Source organism: Gaetbulibacter aquiaggeris, from assembly GCF_044003965.1.
In the GTDB taxonomy this organism is placed as follows: Bacteria; Bacteroidota; Bacteroidia; order Flavobacteriales; family Flavobacteriaceae; genus Yeosuana; species Yeosuana aquiaggeris.
In genome coordinates this window covers 399345-422700 of sequence record NZ_JBAWKC010000001.1, presented here as the reverse complement: position 1 = coordinate 422700, position 23356 = coordinate 399345, and the positions used below count along the sequence as shown (strand labels likewise).

The 23356-nt window shown below is 33.2% G+C and carries 22 protein-coding genes; 13 read left to right on the top strand and 9 right to left on the bottom strand.

The window, feature by feature from the left end:
* Positions 1 to 57: 57 nt before the first annotated feature.
* The gene (locus tag V8G56_RS01765) at positions 58 to 1077 is read left to right on the top strand and encodes a S66 peptidase family protein (RefSeq protein WP_395436746.1); all 1020 of its coding nucleotides are present in this window, start codon (positions 58 to 60) and stop codon (positions 1075 to 1077) included.
* Here V8G56_RS01765 and V8G56_RS01760 read toward each other — a convergent pair.
* The gene (locus tag V8G56_RS01760) at positions 1074 to 1802 is read right to left on the bottom strand and encodes a TerB family tellurite resistance protein (RefSeq protein ID WP_395436745.1); all 729 of its coding nucleotides are present in this window, start codon (positions 1800 to 1802) and stop codon (positions 1074 to 1076) included. The genes V8G56_RS01765 and V8G56_RS01760 overlap by 4 nt on opposite strands.
* A gap of 210 nt (positions 1803 to 2012) precedes the next feature.
* Between V8G56_RS01760 and V8G56_RS01755 the strand changes: the two genes are divergently transcribed.
* From V8G56_RS01755 to V8G56_RS01735, 5 genes are all read left to right on the top strand, one after another.
* Positions 2013 to 2426: a BrxA/BrxB family bacilliredoxin gene (locus tag V8G56_RS01755; RefSeq protein ID WP_395436744.1), complete on the top strand. Its 414-nt coding sequence runs from the start codon at positions 2013 to 2015 to the stop codon at positions 2424 to 2426.
* A 118-nt stretch (positions 2427 to 2544) separates the two neighbouring features.
* Positions 2545 to 2940 (top strand): hypothetical protein, encoded by a 396-nt coding sequence (locus V8G56_RS01750; RefSeq protein ID WP_395436743.1) that lies wholly within the window; start codon positions 2545 to 2547, stop codon positions 2938 to 2940.
* A 21-nt stretch (positions 2941 to 2961) separates the two neighbouring features.
* On the top strand, positions 2962 to 3699 hold the full coding sequence (locus tag V8G56_RS01745; protein WP_395436742.1) for a lysophospholipid acyltransferase family protein: 738 nt from the start codon (positions 2962 to 2964) through the stop codon (positions 3697 to 3699).
* A 9-nt stretch (positions 3700 to 3708) separates the two neighbouring features.
* Complete coding sequence (locus V8G56_RS01740) at positions 3709 to 4704, top strand: acyl-ACP desaturase (protein WP_395436741.1); 996 nt, start codon at positions 3709 to 3711, stop codon at positions 4702 to 4704.
* Between the two features lie 61 nt (positions 4705 to 4765).
* Positions 4766 to 5422 (top strand): HD domain-containing protein, encoded by a 657-nt coding sequence (locus V8G56_RS01735; RefSeq protein ID WP_395436740.1) that lies wholly within the window; start codon positions 4766 to 4768, stop codon positions 5420 to 5422.
* Between the two features lie 620 nt (positions 5423 to 6042).
* Here V8G56_RS01735 and V8G56_RS01730 read toward each other — a convergent pair.
* Positions 6043 to 6915, bottom strand: coding sequence for an AraC family transcriptional regulator (locus V8G56_RS01730; protein ID WP_395436739.1), 873 nt, complete (start codon positions 6913 to 6915; stop codon positions 6043 to 6045).
* A 200-nt stretch (positions 6916 to 7115) separates the two neighbouring features.
* On the opposite strand from V8G56_RS01730, the gene V8G56_RS01725 reads away from it, so the two are divergent.
* Together V8G56_RS01725 and V8G56_RS01720 are read left to right on the top strand one after the other, a co-directional pair.
* Entirely contained in the window at positions 7116 to 7712 is a 597-nt protein-coding gene (locus V8G56_RS01725; protein WP_395436738.1) for a hypothetical protein, read from the top strand.
* A gap of 106 nt (positions 7713 to 7818) precedes the next feature.
* Positions 7819 to 8121, top strand: coding sequence for a hypothetical protein (locus V8G56_RS01720; protein WP_395436737.1), 303 nt, complete (start codon positions 7819 to 7821; stop codon positions 8119 to 8121).
* Positions 8122 to 8378: 257 nt separating this feature from the next.
* On the opposite strand, the gene V8G56_RS01715 is transcribed toward V8G56_RS01720, so the two are convergent.
* From V8G56_RS01715 to V8G56_RS01685, 7 genes are all read right to left on the bottom strand, one after another.
* On the bottom strand, positions 8379 to 9161 hold the full coding sequence (locus tag V8G56_RS01715) for an enoyl-CoA hydratase/isomerase family protein (RefSeq protein WP_395436736.1): 783 nt from the start codon (positions 9159 to 9161) through the stop codon (positions 8379 to 8381).
* A 39-nt stretch (positions 9162 to 9200) separates the two neighbouring features.
* Positions 9201 to 10655, bottom strand: coding sequence for a sensor histidine kinase (locus tag V8G56_RS01710; RefSeq protein WP_395436735.1), 1455 nt, complete (start codon positions 10653 to 10655; stop codon positions 9201 to 9203).
* A gap of 50 nt (positions 10656 to 10705) precedes the next feature.
* On the bottom strand, positions 10706 to 11254 hold the full coding sequence (locus V8G56_RS01705) for a CopD family protein (RefSeq protein ID WP_395436734.1): 549 nt from the start codon (positions 11252 to 11254) through the stop codon (positions 10706 to 10708).
* The gene (locus tag V8G56_RS01700; RefSeq protein ID WP_395437594.1) at positions 11254 to 14325 is read right to left on the bottom strand and encodes a WD40/YVTN/BNR-like repeat-containing protein; all 3072 of its coding nucleotides are present in this window, start codon (positions 14323 to 14325) and stop codon (positions 11254 to 11256) included. Before V8G56_RS01700 ends, V8G56_RS01705 begins: the two co-directional genes overlap by 1 nt.
* Before the next feature lie 67 nt (positions 14326 to 14392).
* Positions 14393 to 15748 carry an MATE family efflux transporter gene (locus tag V8G56_RS01695; RefSeq protein WP_395436733.1) on the bottom strand — a complete coding sequence of 452 codons (1356 nt, stop codon included), beginning with the start codon at positions 15746 to 15748 and terminating at the stop codon, positions 14393 to 14395.
* A 12-nt stretch (positions 15749 to 15760) separates the two neighbouring features.
* Positions 15761 to 16774, bottom strand: a complete 1014-nt coding sequence (gene hemH, locus V8G56_RS01690; RefSeq protein ID WP_395436732.1) for a ferrochelatase — start codon at positions 16772 to 16774, stop codon at positions 15761 to 15763.
* 29 nt (positions 16775 to 16803) lie between these two features.
* Positions 16804 to 17724 (bottom strand): helix-turn-helix domain-containing protein, encoded by a 921-nt coding sequence (locus V8G56_RS01685; protein ID WP_395436731.1) that lies wholly within the window; start codon positions 17722 to 17724, stop codon positions 16804 to 16806.
* A gap of 171 nt (positions 17725 to 17895) precedes the next feature.
* Between V8G56_RS01685 and hemA the strand changes: the two genes are divergently transcribed.
* From hemA to hemF, 5 genes are all read left to right on the top strand, one after another.
* Positions 17896 to 19155 (top strand): glutamyl-tRNA reductase, encoded by a 1260-nt coding sequence (gene hemA, locus V8G56_RS01680; RefSeq protein ID WP_395436729.1) that lies wholly within the window; start codon positions 17896 to 17898, stop codon positions 19153 to 19155.
* Positions 19148 to 20725, top strand: coding sequence for a hydroxymethylbilane synthase (hemC, locus tag V8G56_RS01675; RefSeq protein ID WP_395436727.1), 1578 nt, complete (start codon positions 19148 to 19150; stop codon positions 20723 to 20725). Before hemA ends, hemC begins: the two co-directional genes overlap by 8 nt.
* A gap of 54 nt (positions 20726 to 20779) precedes the next feature.
* Positions 20780 to 21805, top strand: coding sequence for a uroporphyrinogen decarboxylase (hemE, locus tag V8G56_RS01670; RefSeq protein WP_395436725.1), 1026 nt, complete (start codon positions 20780 to 20782; stop codon positions 21803 to 21805).
* Between the two features lie 82 nt (positions 21806 to 21887).
* Positions 21888 to 22427, top strand: a complete 540-nt coding sequence (locus V8G56_RS01665; RefSeq protein WP_395436724.1) for a GNAT family N-acetyltransferase — start codon at positions 21888 to 21890, stop codon at positions 22425 to 22427.
* Positions 22417 to 23319 carry an oxygen-dependent coproporphyrinogen oxidase gene (hemF, locus tag V8G56_RS01660; RefSeq protein WP_395436722.1) on the top strand — a complete coding sequence of 301 codons (903 nt, stop codon included), beginning with the start codon at positions 22417 to 22419 and terminating at the stop codon, positions 23317 to 23319. The genes V8G56_RS01665 and hemF overlap by 11 nt, the downstream gene beginning before the upstream one ends.
* Positions 23320 to 23356 lie beyond the last annotated feature (37 nt).

Sequence of the window (23356 nt, the reverse complement as noted above, 5' to 3'; positions counted from 1 at the left end):
AAGGCACAAAAGTACGCATTTTGAGAGGGATTTAGAAAAAAAATGTACATTTACAACATGTCAAATCGCCCAATAATTTTAAGCTTACTTTGTGTGGTACTTTTCTTTTCAGGAAAAAGAATTTATGCACAAAATACAGCTACACCAAAATATAAAAATACTTTGATACAGCCGCCATATTTAAAAACAGGAGATACCGTTGCTATTGTTGCACCGTCTGGAATTTTAAAAAATAAAACTGAAGAAATTCAAAAAGCAAAAGACCTGCTTAAAAGTTGGGGATTAGAGGTTGTTATTGGAAAAAATGTATTTAATCAAAATAATCACTTTGCCGGAACTGATGATGAGCGATGTGAAGATGTTCAAAAAGCCATGGATAACAAATCTATTAAAGCCATCTGGTGCGCTCGTGGAGGTTATGGAACTGTTAGAATTTTAGATAAATTAGATTATACTCAATTTAAAAAACAACCAAAATGGATTATTGGTTATAGTGATATTACGGCATTACACAGTCAAATTCATAATGATGGTGTTGAGAGCCTTCATGCCATGATGTGTGCCAGTTTACAAGATGATACTAAAGAAATAGAAGAAACAATTGAAACATTTAAAGCCGCTTTATTTGGCAACCCTTTAAAATATGTTATAAAAGGTTCTGAATATAATAAAACGGGCTCTGTAACTGCTCCCATTGTTGGTGGTAATTTAACAGTACTTCATACTTTGTTAGGTTCTAAAACAAGTATGGACACCAGTGGTAAAATATTATTTATAGAAGATATTGGTGAATATAAATACCATATAGACCGCATGCTACAAAGTTTTAAACGGGCTGGTTATTTTGATAATTGTAAAGGCCTAATTGTTGGTGATATGACAAAACTAAGAAAAAATACCACCCATTGGGGAAGCTCTGTTGAGCAATTAATTCTAGACGCATTAAGTGACTATCATTTCCCCGTTGCATTTAATATGCCTGCAGGTCATGAAAAAGATAATAGAGCCATGATTTTAGGGCGAACTATCCATTTAAACGTTTCTAAAGAACAATCCATTATAGTTTTTGAAAATTAGAATCCTCTTTCTTTCTGCAACTGTTCATAGGCTTCTTGAACGCGTCTAAACTTTTCTTCAGCACCCGTTTGATGTTCTTTACCTAAGTGAATTACTTTATCTGGGTGATATTTTTTAGCCATGGTTCTATACGCTTTTTTAATCTCGTCATTACTAGCTGTTTTGTCTATCTCAAGAATTTTATAGGCATTGTCTGAACTATCATAAAACATGGCCTTAATACTCTCATAGTCTTTAGAGTTTATCCCTAAATACCCAGCGATAGTATGAATTTGATCTACTTCATCAGGCGTTACAAAACCATCAGCCTTTGCTATCCCAAATAAAAAATGAATTAATTGCAAACGCGAAGGGTGTTGCATCATCTGTCTGATTTGCAAACACACTTGTCTGGTAGAAATATTCTGTTGTTTATTAATCTCTTTAAACAACTTAAAGGCATTATTGGCACGCTCCTTTCCATACATGCCAACAAATTGCTGACGCACAAAATCCAATTCACTTTGATCTTGTTTGCCATCAGCTTTTATGACAATGCTAGATAAAATCAAAAGACTCACCTCAAAATCACCTGGTTGTGTTTTTACTTGTTCTATCTGTTGTGAATAGTTTGTACCATTTCCTAGGGCATCAACCAAGCTACCCAAGGCTAAACCAATTATCGCACCAATGGGACCTCCAAACGACCAACCTAAAGCACCACCAATCCATTTTGAAAAACTCATGTAAGAATAAATTTTGTTTATCGTCAAACCTACATATAAATAAATTCTTGTAAAAGAAGAAATGATCTTATGTAGGTTCACTCTGACCAATTTATAATAAAAACAGAGAATCAGAGTAAATTAATATTTGTTAGTAGATTGCTAAGCTATTTTGTTACACAATTGGTATCTTTGCACACACATTAAGTTAATTTTTAAAATTTAAAAAATATGTATCCAGCAGAATTAGTAAAACCAATGCGTGAAGATTTAACCAAAGTTGGTTTTGAAGAATTACATACCGCCGAAGCTGTTGATGCAGCTTTAGCTAAAGAAGGGACTACTTTAATAGTTGTTAATTCCGTTTGTGGTTGTGCCGCAGCTAATGCACGTCCAGGAGCGCGAATGAGTTTGCAAAACGCAAAAAAACCAGACCATATTGTAACCGTTTTTGCCGGTGTTGACACAGATGCTGTTGATAGGGCCAGACAACACATGGTGCCTTTCCCACCAAGTTCACCAAGTATGGCATTATTTAAAGATGGTGAATTGGTTCATATGCTAGAGCGTCATCACATTGAAGGCCGACCAGCAGAAATAATTTCAGAAAACCTTAAGGACGCCTACGACGAGTTTTGTAAATAGAAATTGAGTATTGAATTTTATAGGATGAAATTAAAAATCCACGATTAAGTCGTGGATTTTTTTATTTAAAAAAGCAACCATTGAAGCTTTAAAACATCTAAATAACAAATATTTAAATATGAAAAAGCCCTACTTGCTTCCATTTGTAAGCTGTTTAATATTTATGGTCTTTCAATGTGAAGAGGATTCTATTCCAACCATGGAATATGAACAAAACACCTTAATTGCCAGTAAAAAGATTATTGAAGATTTAGCAGCCTCTTCTTTTTGTAATGAAAGCACCGAATGTAAATTCATTGCTTTTGGCAGCAAACCATGCGGAGAACCTTGGAGTTATTTAATATATTCTACGTCAATCGATACCACTGAATTGGAAGGTTTGGTTGAAGTATTTAATCAAAACGAAGATGCTTTTAATAAAAAGTGGGATGTAGTTTCTGATTGCTCAGCAGCTTTACCGCCTACAAGTGTAAATTGTGAAAATAACACCTGCATACCTGTTTATCAAAACTAAGTTTTTCCTTATTTTTGGGGCATGCGAAAACTATTGGCTTACCCTTTAACTATAATTCATCTCCTTTGCTTTTTTATAGCATTAGTAATTTTTCATCCTATTCAGTGGATTTGTTTTAATATTTTTGGTTATCAGGCCCATAAAAAAAGTGTTGATGTTTTGCAATGGTGCTTAATGCGCTGTGCGAATATATTGGGGACTCGGTTTACATTTACTAATCCTCATAAAATAGATACGACGCAACCTCTGATCATTGTTGCTAATCATCAAAGTTTACACGACATCTATCCTATCACATGGTATATGCGAAAACATCATCCAAAATTTATTAGCAAAATTGAGTTAGCTAAAGGGATTCCTAGTGTGTCATATAATTTACGTCATGGTGGTGCAGCATTAATTGATAGAAAAAATCCAAGGCAATCATTGCCTGCTCTCATGAAGTTTGGTGAATACATTGAAGAAACTAAACGTTCCGCTGTTATTTTTCCTGAAGGGACCAGAAGTAAAAATGGTGAACCAAAGCCATTTCAAACGAAAGGGTTGGAAATATTATTCAAAAAAATACCTTCTGCTTTAATTGTTCCAATCTCTATAAATAACTCTTGGAAAATGTATCAATATGGTAAATTTCCTATGGGAATAGGTTCGCATATTACATTTACTGTACACGAGCCCATAAATTTAGCTACCTTTACAAACAAAGAAGATCTTATTAGCACTATTGAAACAACCATAAAAAATAATATCCATCCCTAAAATTAATATATGTCATTAAAAAATGTCCGATTTGAAGTCATGAAGTTTTTGGAAAAAGACGTTGATACCTTAATCGAAAAATACCTCATTCCAATTGAAAAAATTTGGCAACCAACAGATTTTTTACCAAACTCTGAAGGTCCTGCTTTTTTTGATGAGGTTAAAGAAATTAGAGAATTATCTAAGGAATTACCTTATGACTTTTGGGTGGTTTTAGTGGGAGACATGATTACCGAGGAAGCATTGCCTACTTATGAATCATGGCTCATGGATGTAGAAGGTGTAGATCAAGTAAATGGTGACAATGGCTGGTCAAAATGGGTGCGCCATTGGACTGCTGAAGAAAACAGACACGGAGATGTACTTAATAAATATTTATACTTATCGGGTAGAGTCAATATGAAAGAAATTGAAAAAACCACACAGTATCTCATAGCTGATGGTTTTGATATTGGAACCGATAGAGATCCTTATAAAAACTTTGTATATACTAGCTTTCAAGAATTAGCTACTTATATTTCTCATAATAGGGTTGCTAAAATAGCTACTAGTACCGGAAACAAGCAGTTAGGGAAAATGTGTAAAATCATTTCGGGTGATGAAATGAGACATCATCATGCCTATTCAGAATTTGTGGAGCGCATTTTTAAAGTAGATCCTAGTCAAATGATGATGGCCTTTCATTATATGATGAAACAAAAAATCACTATGCCGGCTCATTTTTTAAGAGAATCTGGGAATAAAATAAGTACGGCTTTTGAAGAATTTTCTAATACTGCACAGCGTATTGGGGTCTATACTTCCAGAGATTATATTGACATTCTTGAAAAACTCATTGTCCGCTGGGAAATTGACAAGATTACCAATCTTTCTGATGAAGCTGAAAAAGCAAGAGATTACTTGATGAAGCTGCCAGAAAGGATGTTAAGGATAGCAGATAGAATGACTATACCAGAAAACTCATTTCAATTTAAATGGGTAGAACCAGCCAAATTAAAATTATAAATTCTGAATAAATATTAAATTAATTCCTTTTGCTTCAAGAGGAATTTTTATTTTAGACTATATGTCAAATATTGAAGATCAAATAACCAAGACCATTGCTTTTGTGAAAGAACAATTAGCAAATGCTGAAGGTGGGCATGATTGGTTTCATATTGAACGTGTCTTTAACAATGCGTTACTTATTTCAAAAACAGAACGGGTTGATAAATTAGTGGTATCACTTGCGGCTTTGCTTCATGACATTGCAGATAGCAAATTTCATAATGGCGATGAAACCATTGGGCCAAACAAAGCTCGTACCTTTCTATTTAATCTTAATGTAGATTCAGTGGTTATTGAACATGTTATTAATATTATTGAAAACGTCTCGTTTAAAGGTGGGAATGTTTCTCAAAAATTTCATTCAAAAGAATTGGAGGTTGTTCAAGATGCCGACAGACTGGACGCTATTGGCGCTATTGGCATTGCGCGTTGCTTTAATTACGGAGGATTTAAAAACCGACAACTTTATAATCCGGATATAAAGCCCAATCTTAAAATGACTAAAGATGAATATAAAAATTCAAACGCCCCTACTATCAATCATTTTTATGAAAAATTGTTATTGTTAAAGGACAGAATGAATACCAATACTGGTAAGCGAATTGCTTCAGACCGACATGCCTTTATGGAATTATTTTTAAAACAATTTTATAATGAATGGGAAGGCAAACAATAACTAGCACTGATTTATTACTTATTCATTAAGGTCTATTTCTATTCTGTTTTATATAAAACCACAAACCTATATTATTTTAACTTCATCTTAACTTAATCTCGATATATTGGATAATATAGCATATATATGAGTCAAAATAGATGTGTTTTTCATTATGATATCAGCCTACTTTTGCCCCGTTGAACGTTTAATAATTTAAACATGAAAAAGACAATTAAAAAACAGTACAAAACAAATACATTAAATTTATTTCAATTTCTATTGATCTTATTAATCACATTGCCTCTTATAACAGGAGCCTTGTTACTTTGTTTTAGAATTAAATAAAATAAAACTATTTGATAAAATAATTTAAACCTTAAAAACACTTATTAAATCCTTTACTGATTAGTAAAGGATTTTTTATTTTAAATATGGAATACGCTTTAGTTTTCCCGAGCCACCTCCAATGCAGTTAACTTATACTCCAGTATCTGTAGTTGTTCCCCACTATGTATTATTTGTTCAACAGATAAGTTATTGCTTGAATTAATAAAATTTACTATCCCATTCATTTTTGTGTTATAGTATTCTATGGTTTTTTCAATTTTATCTTTATCCATAACTGATTATTAAATTGACTACTGTATAATAAGTTTAATCTCCTTTCTATAATTCGAAGCGCTTTGACCCGTAATCTCATTAAACTGCTTGTTAAAATGAGAAAAGTTATTAAACCCACACTCAAAACAAATATCTGCAATACTTAACTGGCTTTCGTTGAGCAATTTGGTGGCGTGTACCACACGGTATTCATTAACCAGTTCTGTGAATGTTTTTCCCGTGGTCTTTTTAAAAAACCTGCAAAATGCCGGCACGGTCATACTTACTTTATCGGCTATTTCTTCTAAACTTATATGGCGCTGAAAATTGCTGTTTACAAATTTAAATATGATATCAATTTTAGAGCTGTCCTGTGGTTTTGTTTCAAACGCAAATCCATCCGCATTGAGCAAAGAATAATCTTTAGATTCAGCTAAGTCATTTAAGACTTCAAGAAGTTTTAAAATTCTCTCAAAACCTTCAAGCTCTGGTAATTCTTCAATTTTTGGCCCAACAACTTTTTTTGCTTCAGGTTTAAAAAGAATTCCTTTTTTTGCTCTTTCAAATAAAGAAACAATACCGTTCATTTCGGGTATATTAAAGAATCCTTCTCCCAAAAAATCAGATTTAAATTGAACGACCGTTTCTGTACCGTTAGTAGTTAATCTATCCGTAAAACCATTATGTGGCAGATTTGACCCTAATAATATGAGCTGGCTATTATTAAAATAAGATAAGTGATTGCCAATGTGTCTTTTTCCTTTCCCTTTGTTGACATATACCAATTCAAGCTCCGGATGGAAATGCCAAAAGGCAAATTTATTTTCCCTTTTTTCAGTATGCTGCTTGACTACCAAAGAACTACCAAAAGCAGGGCTAACTTTTTCAAATGTTGGTTTCTTATTCAGCATAAGTAATTTTTAAACAAATTTACAATTTAAACTCCTGAAAAAATGTAGTCTATTAACACAAATGTATGCTAAATTAACTTAACATTAATTTAACACTGTATTTATTGATAAAATAGCACATATATTAGCCAAAATGGTTGTTTTTTCAGCTCGCTTTCTGACATAGATTTGCATTGTAAAACGTTACAAAGAACCAAATCATGAAAAATAGAAAAACAACACTTAGAAAAATAATATTAACAGGAGCAATGTTTATTGCCTTGATTAGTAATGCAACCAATGGATTAAATATTGATCCAAAGAACGATTCAAAAAAAACAACTTTTACTTTAAACAATGTTAAACAAGGAAACCAACTAATAATAAAAGATTTAAATGGTATTATTCTTTATAAAGAACAAATTAAAAATTCAGGAAACTATTCAAAAGGTTTTGATTTAACTTCATTACCTGATGGTTCTTATGTTTTTGAACTTGAAAAAGATTTTGAAATTAAGTCATTCCCTTTTACGGTAAGCTCCAATACAGTAGAATTCAGCGAAAATGAAACCACTATTCATAAACCCTTTGTTACTTTCAAAAACAACTACATATATGTGTCTAAACTAGCGCTAAACAATGAGCCATTAGATGTCAAAATATATTATCAAGATGGGGAAGGATTGATTTATTCTGAAAACATTAAGGACACCAAAGTGATAGAAAAAGTTTATAAGCTAGCTTTAAAAGCAACAGGCGACTATAAAATAGTTTTGAGCTCCAACGGCAGAGAATATTATGAATACATCACCTTCTAAAAGGTTTTACAATATTAGTTAGTTTAGTTTGTTAAAAGGTGGGTGTTACTTTTTTAGCCTCACCTTTTATCTTTTAATAAAATAATTATCCCAATAAAAAATCTTTATGGAAATATTAATTAACTTCTTTGATGAAACTTTAATTAAAAAAAACAGTTTCATCTTAAATCTTAAAAGCTTTTACGATAACTGGAAAATTAAAAGAACCCTGCTAAACATTATTTGGGGTCTTATAAATATTTCTGCTTTAATAATAGGAACCAATATCATGATAGCAATTCACTTAGAATTATTATGGCTTGCTTTTGTAATAATATATGCCTCTGTTTATTGGATAGTTTCATCCTTATTAATAGATTATCTGATTGGAGATGAAATTGACAACGGAATGTATCAACTCATTAAATAGTTCTATAATCATATGTTATTTTAAACTTAATCTATGCGTATGAATTTAAACAAAGTTAAAATAACATATAAATACATCAATATTGATGTTTTAAAAGAAATACAACATAAGTATTTTTACGGAGCATTTTATAGTTGATATAAAAATACATCAGATACAAATGATGTTTTAATTAGTTTAGTTTGTTAGTAAAAGTGAGTAGCGATACTCACTTTTACTTTTTATAAGGTTTTATAATGAACATTCCCTGAAACAAATTAACTTCCGGGAAATTCCGCTTTGCGTTTTTGCAAAAAAGCGGTTGTGCCTTCAACAAAATCATCAGTACCAAAACAGTTGCCAAATTCGTTTATTTCAACCTCAAAACCATCAATACCATCCTCATAATTGGCATTGATTGCCTTAATTGCAGCACCAATAGCCACGGATGAATTTCGTGAAATTTTACCTGCTATCTTTTCACAAAGTGGCAATAATTCTTCTTGGCTTGTTACATGATTTACCAATCCATATGATAATGCCTGGTTAGCATCAATCATTCCTGCGGTCATAATCATTTCCATTGCTCTGCCTTTTCCAACCAAATTTGGTAAACGCTGTGTACCACCATACCCAGGAATCACACCCAGAGACACTTCTGGTAAGCCCATTTTTGCATTATCACTGGCGACTCTAAAATGACAGGCCATGGCTAGTTCTAAACCGCCACCAAGTGCAAATCCATTCACCGCTGCAATAACAGGCTTTGATAAATTCTCAACAAAATCGAACAATATTTCTTGACCTTTTGCAGCTAAGCTTTTTCCTTCATTAACATCAAATTCGGCAAATTCACTGATATCAGCGCCAGCAACGAAAGCCTTTTCGCCACTTCCTGTTAAAATTATAACTTTTATGTCTGTATCTTCTTCCGCTTCTTTAAAAGCCTCATGCAATTCCTCAATGGTTTCTTTATTAAGGGCATTTAATTTATTGGGGCGATTAATAGTAATAAAGCAAATGCTATTACTGGTTTCTGATAAAATGTTGTTGTATGTCATAATATTATATTCTTTAAATAATGCTAATACTTTGATGTGTTAGGTTTCTTTAGGAATGGTTACTTTAAATGTGGTTCCTTTATTGGGTTCTGACTCAAAAGATATGGTCCCTTTATGCATTTCAACAATGTTTTTAACCATGGCAAGGCCTAATCCCATACCGCTGGTTTTTGTGGTAAATTTAGGTTCAAAAACCTTCATTTTATTTTCTTCTAAAACACCTGCGCCATTATCAGAAACGGTAATAATCACTTGTTCATTTTCGGTTTTTACATTTACTTTTATTTTAGGCTCTCTGTTATTTGGAATTGCCTGAATCCCATTTTTCACCAAATTAGTAACCACTCTAATCAATTGCGTTCTGTCAAATTTTGCTATTATCTCTTCAGAATCAGATGAAAACTCAATATATTCTTCATTAAAAATATCTAAGGCCAGTTTTACAATTTTAACCACATTTAAAGTTTCATTTTGCTGCGCTGGCATTTTTGCAAAGTTTGAAAATGCCGAGGCTATTGAACTCATGGTGTCAATTTGTTGAATGAGTGTTTTGCTGTATTCATCCACTTTTTTGTGAATGTTTTCATCAGTAGGATCAAATTTACGCTGAAAATTCTGAACCGTTAAACGCATAGGCGTTAATGGGTTTTTAATTTCATGCGCAACCTGTTTTGCCATTTCTCTCCATGCTTGTTCCCTTTCAGAAGTTGCTAGTTTTACCGCGCTTTCTTCAAGTTCATCAATCATACTGTTATACGAATTAACCAACACATTAATTTCCTCACTGGTGTCTCCTATTTCAATTCTTTCATTGCTTTTTTCTAAACGGGTCGTATTGATTTTATCACTAATTGTTTTTAATGATTTTGTGATGTATTTTGATAAAAGGAACGCAATAACCACTGCCATAAGCAATACAAAAGAGTAAGCATATAACAGCCTTAATAAAAACTCATTTAACTCTTTAGAAAGGAATTCATCATTCTCTAAATAAGGTAAATTTAATATGGCTAAAGGTTTGGATTTTTGATCTGTAATATAAGAATATGACGATTGAAAGATTTCCCCATTTTCTTCGCTTTTTTCAATATAATGATGTTGTGCAGTATTAGACAATTCATTTAATATTTCGGTTCTAATACAAACCTGCAAAGTATCTAATGTAAAGGTGGCTCTTGATGTTTTTAACAAGGTCCCGTCAAGATCATATAAATTTAATTGAAGTGAATGAACATCAGCTATTTTATAAATTTCATCTTTAAAAATTAAAGGAATTTCTTTAGTCGTTACCGGATAAGACGTTTCCTTTAAAACAAAATTAATGTGACTTTGAATTGCTTTTTCCTTTCTTTCAAGCCTTTGTTGATGGTAATCCTTTGTCTCTTCTTTGTACTGATAAATAGCCACAGAAGCAATTAAAACGGATGCCATTAGTACCAAAAGTATCATCCCAATAAAAATACGGGTACGTAAAGACAATCTTTTTAAATTCATGCAGATAAATTATGATTAATAAAGATAGCAATAATTGAACCAATCCTTTTTTAAGCTTCGGGATTTTTTGCTCTAATATTCTTATAAACTTTGAATCCTAACATAATAAGTACGCCTAACACTATCAGACCTATTATTCCATAAACCCAATTAATAGCATTTTTTAAAATCACTAAAAAAACTACAGCAAACAAAATGAAGGTGGCTCCTTCATTCCAAATGCGCATAAAACTGGATGTTTTCTTTACCTTATCATTTTGCAACTGTTTATAGTATTGATGCGTTTTTAAATGATAAACAATTAAAAGAATTACAAATAATAACTTAACATGCATCCATGGTTGTTCTAACCAATAAGGTTGTAAAATGAGTAACCAAATGGCAAAAACAGTAGCTAATATTGCTGACGGCCACGTTATAATATACCATAAACGCTTGCTCATTAATTTAAGCTGTTTGCCTAGAATTTCCTTTTCTGGAGAAGGTTTATAAAAAGACTCTATTTGATACACAAATAAACGCGGAATATAAAACAACCCAGCAAACCATGTAATTACAAATATGAGATGAAACGATTTTATATAATTGTAAAACTCCATTAATTTTCTACGAATAAATAGTTTAAATTTTTGTTGTTAAAAGCAGCGTTAAAAGCACTAATCTCATCACTTAGCAACTTATTAAAAGCATCTAATTGTACATTAATTTGAATCGTCAATTCGTTTTTAACAGCAATATCCTGATCGGTTGGCGCAAAATCACCCATACTTATTAACGCATTTAAATGTCCCAGTTTATTAGTTAATCTAATCGGAAAATTTAAGGGGTCTTGATTACTTTTGTTTTGCGTTTGGTATAATGCTTCTTCTATTTTTGTAAAGTCTTCTTTTAATTTTTTAGATTTTTCTAAAAGATCTTTTACCGTTTCACTGTCTTTATATTGGGATTCAAAAGCTGATAATTGCTCTTTTATTTTTCTGATTTTTTTGATAGATTGATGCGCATTATCCATTGTGCTATTGATATCTTTAACAAAATCAAACTGCTTTCGCATATCTTCCAAAGTGCTTTCTGCTCTAGGATCAGCAATAATATTGAATGTTTGAGAATAGTTTTTGTCATTAACTTTTAAACTTACTTTGTAAGTTCCTGGCAAAGCTTGTGGCCCATCCAAACTAGCCCACCATAAAATCATGCCATCAAGAAGTTCTGCTCCTTTATAAGACATATCCCAAACAAACTGGTTCATCCCTTTCTTAACTTCCAGTTTATCATCCTTTTTATTTTTTGTGCTAAAATATGTTATGGTATCGCCCTTTATATCAAAATAAGTCAAGGAAACGGCATCTTCTTTATTAAAGTCTTTCAAATTAAAATAGGTTATGACACCATTTGGATGATTCGTTCCAGAAGTTTTACTCTTATCCCTACTTCTCCCGTCCATTCTATAGGAGTCCTTCGGCGTAAAAAGTCTGTTTTCAGAAGTGTTGCCAGTATACAGTTGATGTAATACTGTTAAATCATCCATAATCCATAAACTTCTTCCTTGTGTAGCCACAATTAAATTATTGTCTTTAATGGCCAAGTCAGTGATTGGAACAATTGGCAGATTCAACTGAAAAGCCTGCCACTTTTTCCCATCATCAAAGGATATATACATCCCGGTTTCAGTTCCAGCATATAATAACCCTTTTTGCTTTGGATCTTCACGCAGTACTCTGGTAAAATGTTCCGGATTGATGCCATTTGTGATTTTAGTCCATGTTTTACCATAATCTGAGGTTTTATACAAATATGGAGCGAAATCTCCAGTTTTATATTTGGTTCCTGCTACATAACAAGTACCGTCATCAAAAGCACTGGGTTCAATACTATTTATCATCATCCACTCCGGCATTTCCTTGGGCGTCACATTCTCCCAATTTTTACCCCCATCTCTGGTTACATGAATTAAACCATCGTCACTTCCTACCCAAAGTAACCCTTCAACTAAAGGGGATTCATTAGCGGCAAAAATGGTGCAATAATATTCTACAGAAGTATTATCCTGAGTAATGGGGCCTCCTGAGGATTTTAATTTTTCAGGATCATTACGGGTTAAATCAGGGCTTATAATTTTCCACGATTGTCCTTCATTTTCTGTGATATGAACATGTTGTGAAAAAGTATATAAACGCTTTGGGTTATGTTTTGAAAACATAATAGGGAAATTCCACTGAAATCGGTATTTCATGCCTTCAGCACCATGACCCATCGGGTTGTCTGGCCATACATTAATGGCTCTAACCGTTCCTGTTTTATGATTTACTCGCGTTAAAAATCCACCATAACTTCCGCCATATACAATATCATCATTTTCCGGATCGACTACAATATGTGCTGACTCTCCTCCTGCTGTATCTTCCCAATCATCTTCTGAAATTGAACTTCCTTCAGAACGATGTGAAATTCTTATCGTGGAATTATCTTGTTGTGCTGCATAAATTCTATATGGAAAATGATTGTCGGTAGTCACTCTATAAAACTGTGCCGTTGGCTGATTATGATAAGAACTCCAGGTTTCTCCACCATCATAAGTCACCTGTGCACCACCATCATCTCCAATAATCATGCGGTTTGAATTTTCCGGAGCAATCCACAAATCATGATGATCGCCATGTGGTGCATTAAATGCATTAAATGTTTTGCCTCCGTCTGTACTTTTATGATACCTAACGTTCATGACATAAACAATGTCGGCGTCCTTAGTGTCCGCATACACTCTTGTATAATACCAAGCCCGTTGACGCAAACTTCTATCACTATTAACCAAATTCCATGTATCACCTCCATCGTCACTTCTGTATAAACCTCCCTTATCCTTGTTTTCAACCATTGCCCAAACTCGCTGGTTGTTTAAAGGTGATACCGTCACACCTATTATTCCTAAGGTATCTTCAGGGAATCCTTTGTTTTTTGAGATTTCCTTCCATGTTTCTCCACTATCAGTGCTTTTCCAAAGCGCTGAGCCTTCGCCACCAGAGCTTAAACTGTAAGGAGTTCTTTGAACCCTCCATGTAGAGGCATACACAATTCTTTTATTGGTTGGGTCAATGATTAAATCAACGACACCAGCATTTTCGTTAGCAAAAAGCGTTTTTTTCCAGGTAATCCCACCATCTATACTTTTATAAACACCTCTATCTTGAGATGATTTATAAATATTCCCTAAAACAGCAGCATATACAATATTATGGTCTGTTGGATCAATAGCAATTCTTGGAACATGTCTTGAGTTTTTTAATCCCAATTCCGTCCAGGTTTTTCCCGCATCAACACTTTTCCAAATGCCATATCCTGAAGAGACATTCCCTCTTACCGTTTGTTCTCCACCGCCAACATAGATTACATTAGGATCACTCTTGGATATTGAAATAGCTCCAATACTGCCACCAAAAAAGCCGTCCGAAATGTTTTCCCATTCTCTTCCTCCATTTATAGTTTTCCAAACACCTCCGCCAGTTGCACCAAAATAAAACAAGTTAGGTTGGTTAGGAACTCCAGTTACTGCAGCACTTCTCCCGCCTCTAAAAGGTCCTAAAAGCCTATATTCTAAAGCATTATACTGGGCTTCATCAAAATTTTGAGCAATTGATTCAGTATTAATTCCTGTAAGTAGGAATAACACCATTAAGGAAACGAATAGTCGCATATTAAATGATGGTTAAATTATGAATTACGAAAATAAGAATAATAATTTAGGCGCCGTCTTTCGCTATTAAATTTAACTTAACTTCTCTATTCAAAAAGTAAGCAGTCACTATGGTTGAAAGCACATCAGAGATTGGAAAAGACACCCAAACTCCTAATTCCCCATAGAACTTTGGCAGAATTAATATTAACGGAATAAAAAAGAGGCCTTGTCGCAATAGCGTTAGAATCAACGCAGGTGTTGCTTTACCAATCGCTTGAAAATAGGCCGCACCAATAAGCTGAATGGCAATAATAGGTGTGGCAGCAAAAACCCAACGCATATCACTTGGTGTTTTACTAATAATTTCCATGTCAGAGGTAAACATTCTTGTAATCTCTTCTGGAAACAACATTAACAAAATAAACACAAAAGTGGCCATTATCATGGCGTATTTTATTGCGATATTAATTGTTTCCCTAACACGCGTATAGTTTTGAGCACCATAATTAAATCCGGCAATCGGTAAAAACCCTTGTGTTAAACCTAACACAGGAAACATAGCAAACATAAGCATCCTTCCAACTATGGCGTATGATGTTACTGAAACTTCTCCTCCTAAATCAAACAAGATATTATTCATAAATAAGTAAGTAATACTAACAACCGCTTGTCTCGCTAAAGTGACAAATCCAAGAGAGCTAATTTCAGAAACCAAAGAAGGGCTCAAACCAAAATGTGAAAAGTTTATTTTTAACTCAGAGTTTTTGGATAAGAAAAACCAAAGTATAAATGCAAAACATATGATATAAGAAATTGAAGTCGCCCAAGCAGCACCTTCCATTCCATAATCCAAAACATTAATAAAGATATAATCTAATAGCAAATTAGTCACAGAAGGAATCATCATGGCGTACATGGCAAATTTTGGCTTACCTTCAGCTCTAATAACGGTATTTCCCATCATACAAAGCGCCAAAAAAGGCACCCCATAAAGTACAATAGTATAATAAATTCTGGCGGGTTCAAAAATGTTCCCTTTACCTCCAAAAGACAATATAATACTATCTTTAAAACATAGACCCAAAACCACTAAAGTGATTGTAAGCAATATGGTTAAGGTTATTTGATTGCCAAAAGTTTTTAATGCCTTTTCCCTGTTTTTACTACCAAGTGCCCTTGAAATTATTGAAGAACCACCAATTCCAATGGACATCCCCAAAGCTGCTATAAAAAAGGAGACCGGCAGGACCACATTAATAGCTGCAATTGCAATTGAACCAATCCAATTTCCAACAAAAATGGTATCTACTAAGATATTAAGTGACATCACCAAAATTCCAATAGATGCAGGAACGGCTTGTTTGATTAATAATTTAGTAATTGGTTGAGTTCCTAAATCTTGGGAAGATATTTTAGCCATTTATTTTGAGGCTTATGCCCAATTTTTAATCCATTTTGCCAAAAGTGCAACCCAAGAATCATCATCATTTAAACATGGAATGGTTGTAAATTCCTTGCCTCCCATTTCATGGAAAATTTCCTGTCCTTCCATGGCGATTTCTTCTAAAGTTTCTAAACAGTCACTTACAAAAGCTGGGGTTACAATAGCCATGTTTTTAATGCCTTGTTTCCCCAATCGTTCAATTGTTCTGTCTGTATAAGGTTGTAACCATGGATCAAATCCTAATCTTGATTGAAACGAAGTTGAAAATGTTCCCTCTCTTAGTTTTAGATTTTCTCCTACTAATCGAGTGACTTCAAAACATTGGTGTCTGTAGCAAAATTGATGGGCTTTTGAGGCTGTAATACAACAACTGCCGTCAATTTTACAATGCGATTTTGTTATATCACTTTTTCTAATATGTCTTTCTGGAACCCCATGATATGAAAATAATAAATGGTCATAAGACTTACCATTTAAATGTTTTTTAATTGATTGTGACAGCACTTCTATATATTCAGGGTCATTATAAAATGCAGGTAGCGATTCTATTTTTAGATTTGGAAAATGTTCCTTTTGAATTTCATCCGCCAGAACCACAATAGTTTCTGTTGTTGCCATAGCAAATTGTGGGTATAATGGAATTAAAAGCACTTCTCCAACCCCTTTATTGACTAATTCCTGTAAGCCTTTATGTATAGACATACTGCCATATCGCATGGCTAATCCCACTGGAATTTCAGTTTGTCGTTGCACTTTATCTTGTAATCTTTCTGATAACACAATCAAAGGAGAACCTTCTTCCCACCATATTTTTTTATAGGCTGCCGCAGAAGCTTTAGGACGTGTATTTAATATAATGCCCTTAACGAGCAGCGTTCTGGCCCAAAGAGGTACATCAATAACCCGACCATCCATTAAAAATTCACCTAAATATTTCTTGACATCTTTTGGTTCCGGACTGTCAGGAGAACCAAGATTTACTAAAAGAATTCCTTTTTTCATTTTAATTTTTTTCAAAGATAAGCAGTATTTTAATTTAAAGACATTAAATATTTTTTTGGAGTCGTGCCATATTTCTTTTTAAAGGCCGCAATAAAATGGCTTGAAGTACTATAGCCCACTTTTAAACCCACTTCATTAACATTACAATCGCCTGCTTCCAGCATTTTACGTGCAAACTCCATTTTATGTTCTACCAGAAACCCGAAAACAGTATCGCCATAAATCTGTTTAAATCCTTCTTTTAGTTTTTTTAAACTTAATCCAACTTCATCTGCTAATTCTTGTAAACTAGGGGGTTCAGCCATTTTAGAAATAATAATGTCCTTGGCCCTTCTTAATTTTGTAACATTAGTTTCATCCACTAAGAAGGGGCATTGTTCAATATTGGTGTCTTCATTTCTATTAAAATATAAACTCAAAATTTCATACGCCTTTCCCTTAAAATATAAATGTTTTATCGACTGATTAAGGTTGTAATTAATTAATTGGTTTAAAACAATGGACATTGAAGCTGAAATTTCTCCATCCTTATAATATTTCTTTTCCTTATTATCATCATTCAAAAAAGAGATATAATCAGCTTCTTGCGAGAATAAAGAATGAAATTTTTTGATAGAAATTAATACCGTGACAACCCAAGAATTTGGGTTTATTTCTAAATTAATCGGTAAATCTTTTTGCGGATTGTACAACAATAAAGAGTTTTCTTCAAGAATATCCAAAGTATAAGTACCCTCATTAAATAGAAATTTACTTAAGCCTTTTATACAAAAATGGAATTGTATATAATCGTTTCGAACATCCTTACGCAAAATTAGGATGCTATTCTCCTCATTTTTATATGTTAAAACAAAAAATCCATCATCCACAAAAGTTTCTGCAAAATACCTTTCATCGACATTTTTTTTATAAATCGATTGTTTGTTATAATTGTTATTTTTTTTGTCCATTTCGTGTTAGTGTTTCAAAAGCCGCTAATACAACCATAAAAATATGACAAATATCATAAAATATTAAAAAAATACTTTAAAAACCCAAAAACGACACTAAAAGTTCTTTTAGCGTTGTTTTTTTAATTTTTTGATACATACATTTGTTCTTCAAAATTTTGAGATCTACCGATGCAACAATATAATATTTCTAAAAGTAGTTCTTTCTATGCCTTAGGATTAAGCTACAAAAAAGCTGATGCTGATATTAGAGGACGGTTTAGTTTAGACGAAAGCTCTAAAATCAACTTACTTAATCAAGCCAAAGAAAACGGCATTGAGAGTTTGGTGATTACCTCAACCTGTAATAGAACAGAAATTTACGGTTTTGCTCAACATCCATTTCAACTTATTCAGCTCCTTTGTGAAAATACTAAAGGAACCGTTGAAGAGTTTCAAAAAGTAGCTTATATCTACAAAAACAAAGATGCTATTTCTCACATGTTTCGTGTAGGTTCGGGCCTGGATAGTCAAATACTAGGTGATTTTGAAATTATTAGCCAAATTAAAAAGAGTGCTGTTGCTTCTAAAAAAGCCAACTTATTAAATCCTTTTTTAGAGCGCTTAGTGAATGCTGTTATTCAGGCAAGTAAACGCATTAAAACAGAAACAGAGATTTCTTCTGGAGCTACGTCAGTCTCATTTGCCTCAGTTCAATATATTTTTAATTCAGTCGAGAATGTTTCAAATAAAAACATTTTATTGTTTGGAACCGGAAAAATAGGCAGAAATACTTGTGAAAACTTAGTGAAACATACTAAAAATGAGCGTATTACTCTTATTAATAGAACTAAAAATACAGCTGAAAATATTGCCGGAAAATTTAATTTAGTGGTAAAGGATTACGCTAATTTACAAGAAGAAATCAATCAATCAGATATCTTAATTGTAGCCACTGGCGCCCAGAGACCAACTATTGATAAGCATCTCATTCAAACGGACAAACCTCTTTTTATTTTAGATTTATCAATACCCAAAAACGTTCATGACAACGTTAAAGAGTTGCCTGGAGTCATGCTGGTGCATTTAGATGATTTATCAAAAATCACAGATGAAACCCATGAAAAACGCAAAGAACATATTCCTTTTGCTGAAAGTATTATTGAAGAAGTAAAAAAAGAATTTAATGACTGGCTGGAAACTAGAAAATTTGCTCCAACAATTAAAGCCTTAAAACATAAACTTTTAGATTTTAAAATTGCTGAATTAGATACTCAAAGAAAAAAAATCGATAATTTTAATGAAGACCAAGCCGAATTGATCAGCAATAATATCATTCAAAAAATAACGAATCATTTTGCGCATCATTTAAAAGATGATAATATTTCTACCGATGAAAGCCTTGAGCTTATAAAAAAAGTGTTCCAATTAGAAAATTTAATAGATGTCTAAAATTATAAGAATTGGCACTCGCGATAGTGAATTAGCCCTTTGGCAGGCAAATACTGTTCAATCTCAATTAGAAAAACTTGGTTATAAAACAATACTCGTTCCAGTAAAATCAACTGGTGACTTAGTGCTGGATAAACCTTTATATGAACTTGGTATCACTGGCATTTTTACGAGAACTTTGGATATTGCCATGCTAAATTATGATATTGATATTGCAGTCCATTCACTAAAAGATGTACCCACTATATTGCCAAAAGGCATTATTCAGGCTGCAGTAATAAAACGAGGCAATATTAATGACACCTTGGTTTTTAAAAATAACGAAGAGTTTTTATCCCAAAAAGAAGCGGTCATCGCAACAGGTAGTTTACGCAGACGTGCCCAGTGGCTGAACAGATATCCAACGCATACCATTGTTGATTTAAGAGGGAATATGAATTCTCGTATGCAAAAATTAAAGGATAATGAAGATTGGAATGCTGCAATTTTTGCCGCTGCAGGTTTAGGAAGAATTGGTTTAAGACCAGAAGAAGCTATTAATTTAGATTGGATGATTCCTGCACCAGCACAAGGTGCGGTTATGATTACAGCCTTAAAAGAAAATGAATTTGCTGTTAATGCCTGCGCTGAATTAAACCATGAAGAAACTGAAATATGCACGAGTATTGAGCGTGAATTTTTAAACCGTCTTGAGGGTGGATGTACGGCGCCTATTGGAGCTATTGCTCAAATAAAAAATGAAGAAGTAACTTTCAAAGGTGTATTATTGAGTATTGATGGTTCTAAAAGAATAGACGTTACGCGCGTTAAAAAATTAGGCGAACATCATGATATGGCTGCTTTTTGCGCTAATTTCGTTATTGAACGCGGTGGAAAGCGCTTAATGGATGAATTACAAAGAACAAACAAAAAAACTACGGTTTACTCCACAAAAGCATTAACTGAAGGTCAACGCCATTTATTAAATAATAAGATTTCTGTAAAAAGTTCAGATTTTATCAAAGTAAGTATTAACAGGATTCCAAAAACGCTTTTAAAATCGAATCTGAAAAGTATCATCATAACAAGTAAAAATGCTGTAGAATCGGTTGTTACCAATTTTTCTCCTGAAGAATTACAGTTCAAAAACATTTATTGTGTTGGCAGAAGAACCAAGCAATTAATTGAACAAAAAATTGGAAAGGTTACGCATTCAGAAAACAGTGCTAAAAAATTAGCCGAGTATTTAGTTGATTATATGGAAGGCACTGAAATAACTTATTTCTGTAGTGATATCCGTTTAGATGATTTGCCAAAAATATTAGCAGACAATAATATTACAGTAAACGAAGTAGAAGCCTATAAAACTGTTTACGCTTCGGTTAAAGTTGACGACTCAACAGAAAGTGTCATGTTTTACAGTCCGTCAACCGTTCAAAGTTATATTTTACAGAACAAACCAAAAAAAATAGCTTTTTGCATTGGTGAAACAACTGCAGAAGAAGCCAAAAAACACTTCAAAGATGTGCGCATCGCAAAAGCACCAACTGTTGAAAGTGTTATTGAATTAGTAAACGAACATTATGTGTAGGTTAACTGCCATTTAATAAAAAAGAGCCCTTTTTTGAAAAAGGAACAATAAAATATGATAAAAAACGATTTATTTTTAAGAGCTTTAAAAGGAGAGACTGTTGACCGTCCACCTGTTTGGATGATGCGTCAAGCAGGAAGATATTTACCAGAATTTATAGCACTTCGCGATAAATATGATTTCTTTACACGTTGCCGAACCCCGGAACTTGCCAGTGAAATTACAGTACAACCCATTCGCAGATACGGAATGGATGCCGCCATATTATTTAGTGATATTTTGGTTATTCCTCAAGCCATGAATATTGAAGTGGAAATGAAACCAAACTTTGGTCCTTATCTTCCAAATCCTGTTCGTAATCAAAAAGGCGTTGACAATGTTATTGTGCCAGATGTTCATGTGGAATTAGATTATGTCATGCAGGCCATCAAAGCAACAAAAGAATTACTAAAGGATGAAGTACCATTAATTGGTTTTGCCGGTTCGCCATGGACCATTTTGTGCTATGTTGTACAAGGACAAGGAAGCAAAACATATGATAAAGCAAAAGAATTTTGTTTTACAAATCCCATTGCAGCTCATCAGTTATTGCAAAAAATTACGGACACAACTATAGCCTATTTAAAGGCAAAAGTAGAAGCCGGAGTTAATGCCGTTCAAATATTTGATTCTTGGGGCGGCATGTTATCGCCTGTAGATTATCAAGAATTTTCATGGCAATATATTAACCAGATCATTGAAGCTTTAAAAGATGATGCTCCGGTAATTGCCTTTGGAAAAGGATGCTGGTTTGCCCTGAATGACATGGCAAAATCAAACGCCTCTGCCTTAGGAATTGACTGGACATGTTCTCCAAAAAATGCGCGCTATTTAACTGGAGGAAATATTACCCTTCAAGGTAATTTTGATCCTGCAAGATTGTTGTCTCCACCTGCACAAATAAAAAAGATGGTACACCAAATGATAAATGAGTTTGGAAAAGATAAATATATAGTAAACTTAGGTCACGGTATTTTACCAAACATCCCATTAGAAAATGCCAAGGCGTTTATTGATGCCGTAAAAGAATATAAAGTTTAACCAAATGCTATAATTAAAAATAGCCTTTTAATATTTGTCCAGCTTTCAATACTTGATTTATCAGAAATCAAAATGATATTGAATGAATTACAAGTCAGAAGACTTTTATATTGAATTATTAAAATTTGAAGATGCTCTTAATCTTAACAAATTATTGGTGTCAAATACGGAGCGTTTTAAACTCTACTTGCCAAAAACACTTTCTGAAAACAGAACTTTGGAAAGCACCAAGTTTTACATCACAAAACGTATTGAAGCTATTAAAAATAAAATTGAATACACCTTTACAATTAAAGATAAATCCACAAAAAATATTGCAGGTTTAATCATTTTAAAAGCTATTGATTGGGACAATAAAAAAGGGGAGTTTGCTTACTGCATTGGAAAAAAATTTGAGGGCAAAGGCTTTATGAGTGAGGCCATACAAGCAACATCAACCTTCGCTTTTCAAAAATTGAATCTGAAAAAACTTCAGATTATTTCGCATGAAAGTAATACTGCAAGTATAAAAGTGGCTGAAAAAAGTAATTTTGTTTGGCGAAAAACTTTAAAAAATGAATTCACCCCTGTTGGTCAGGAGCCCATGGACATGGAATTATATGAATTATATTATGAAAGATAAATTTTACCAATATATTCAAGATTTACAAAACAGGATTACCTCAAAACTAGAGAGCATTGATGGTAAGGCTAAATTTAAAGAAGACCTTTGGGAACGGCTTGAAGGCGGGGGCGGAAGAACAAGGGTCATAGAAAATGGGCAGGTTTTTGAAAAAGGAGGGGTCAACATTTCTGCAGTACATGGTAAATTACCAGAAACTATGCAAGCCTATTTTGGTGTAAAGGACGCCAATTTTTTTGCCTGCGGCCTCAGTTTAGTATTGCATCCTAAAAACCCTCATGTGCCAACCGTACACGCTAATTGGCGTTATTTTGAAATGTATAATAAGCAAGGGGAAATGGTAGATAGCTGGTTTGGCGGAGGACAAGATTTAACACCATATTATCTATATGATGAAGATGCAAAACACTTTCATCAAACTTGTAAAACGGCTTGCGATAAACACAACTCTAATTTTTATAATGAGTTCAAACAAAAATGTGATACTTATTTCTGGAATTCACATAGAAATGAAGCTCGCGGTATTGGTGGGTTGTTTTTTGATTACTGCAAATCATCTGATGATATGACCATGCAAGATTGGTATGATTTTGTAACAGAAGTTGGTGATAATTTTCTGATGGCTTATGTTCCAATTGTTGAAAAAAGAAAAGATTTAAAATATTCAGAAGCCCAACGTCATTGGCAAGAAATAAGAAGAGGTCGTTATGTAGAATTCAATTTAGTACATGATAAAGGAACCCTCTTCGGATTAAAAACTAATGGCAGAATTGAAAGTATTTTAATGAGTTTACCACCTCATGTGCAGTGGGTTTATGACCATCATCCAGAAAAAGGTAGTGATGAAGAAAAATTAATTGAGGTATTAAAACATCCTAAAAATTGGCTTTAAATATGATATAAGTAAGGTTTTATAAACTTTTTACTTT

Excerpts from the sequence above, each read along its gene's own strand:
- hemA (WP_395436729.1), top strand. The coding sequence starts at position 17,896 with ATGCAACAATATAATATTTCTAAAAGTAGTTCTTTCTATGCCTTAGGA.
- V8G56_RS01695 (WP_395436733.1), bottom strand. The coding sequence starts at position 15,748 with ATGGCTAAAATATCTTCCCAAGATTTAGGAACTCAACCAATTACTAAA.
- hemE (WP_395436725.1), top strand. The coding sequence starts at position 20,780 with ATGATAAAAAACGATTTATTTTTAAGAGCTTTAAAAGGAGAGACTGTT.
- V8G56_RS01755 (WP_395436744.1), top strand. The coding sequence starts at position 2,013 with ATGTATCCAGCAGAATTAGTAAAACCAATGCGTGAAGATTTAACCAAA.
- V8G56_RS01740 (WP_395436741.1), top strand. The coding sequence starts at position 3,709 with ATGTCATTAAAAAATGTCCGATTTGAAGTCATGAAGTTTTTGGAAAAA.
- V8G56_RS01725 (WP_395436738.1), top strand. The coding sequence starts at position 7,116 with ATGAAAAATAGAAAAACAACACTTAGAAAAATAATATTAACAGGAGCA.
- V8G56_RS01715 (WP_395436736.1), bottom strand. The coding sequence starts at position 9,161 with ATGACATACAACAACATTTTATCAGAAACCAGTAATAGCATTTGCTTT.
- V8G56_RS01735 (WP_395436740.1), top strand. The coding sequence starts at position 4,766 with ATGTCAAATATTGAAGATCAAATAACCAAGACCATTGCTTTTGTGAAA.
- V8G56_RS01710 (WP_395436735.1), bottom strand. The coding sequence starts at position 10,655 with ATGAATTTAAAAAGATTGTCTTTACGTACCCGTATTTTTATTGGGATG.
- V8G56_RS01760 (WP_395436745.1), bottom strand. The coding sequence starts at position 1,802 with ATGAGTTTTTCAAAATGGATTGGTGGTGCTTTAGGTTGGTCGTTTGGA.
- V8G56_RS01700 (WP_395437594.1), bottom strand. The coding sequence starts at position 14,325 with ATGGTGTTATTCCTACTTACAGGAATTAATACTGAATCAATTGCTCAA.
- hemH (WP_395436732.1), bottom strand. The coding sequence starts at position 16,774 with ATGAAAAAAGGAATTCTTTTAGTAAATCTTGGTTCTCCTGACAGTCCG.
- V8G56_RS01665 (WP_395436724.1), top strand. The coding sequence starts at position 21,888 with ATGAATTACAAGTCAGAAGACTTTTATATTGAATTATTAAAATTTGAA.
- V8G56_RS01765 (WP_395436746.1), top strand. The coding sequence starts at position 58 with ATGTCAAATCGCCCAATAATTTTAAGCTTACTTTGTGTGGTACTTTTC.
- hemF (WP_395436722.1), top strand. The coding sequence starts at position 22,417 with ATGAAAGATAAATTTTACCAATATATTCAAGATTTACAAAACAGGATT.
- V8G56_RS01730 (WP_395436739.1), bottom strand. The coding sequence starts at position 6,915 with ATGCTGAATAAGAAACCAACATTTGAAAAAGTTAGCCCTGCTTTTGGT.
- hemC (WP_395436727.1), top strand. The coding sequence starts at position 19,148 with ATGTCTAAAATTATAAGAATTGGCACTCGCGATAGTGAATTAGCCCTT.
- V8G56_RS01685 (WP_395436731.1), bottom strand. The coding sequence starts at position 17,724 with ATGGACAAAAAAAATAACAATTATAACAAACAATCGATTTATAAAAAA.
- V8G56_RS01705 (WP_395436734.1), bottom strand. The coding sequence starts at position 11,254 with ATGGAGTTTTACAATTATATAAAATCGTTTCATCTCATATTTGTAATT.
- V8G56_RS01750 (WP_395436743.1), top strand. The coding sequence starts at position 2,545 with ATGAAAAAGCCCTACTTGCTTCCATTTGTAAGCTGTTTAATATTTATG.
- V8G56_RS01720 (WP_395436737.1), top strand. The coding sequence starts at position 7,819 with ATGGAAATATTAATTAACTTCTTTGATGAAACTTTAATTAAAAAAAAC.
- V8G56_RS01745 (WP_395436742.1), top strand. The coding sequence starts at position 2,962 with ATGCGAAAACTATTGGCTTACCCTTTAACTATAATTCATCTCCTTTGC.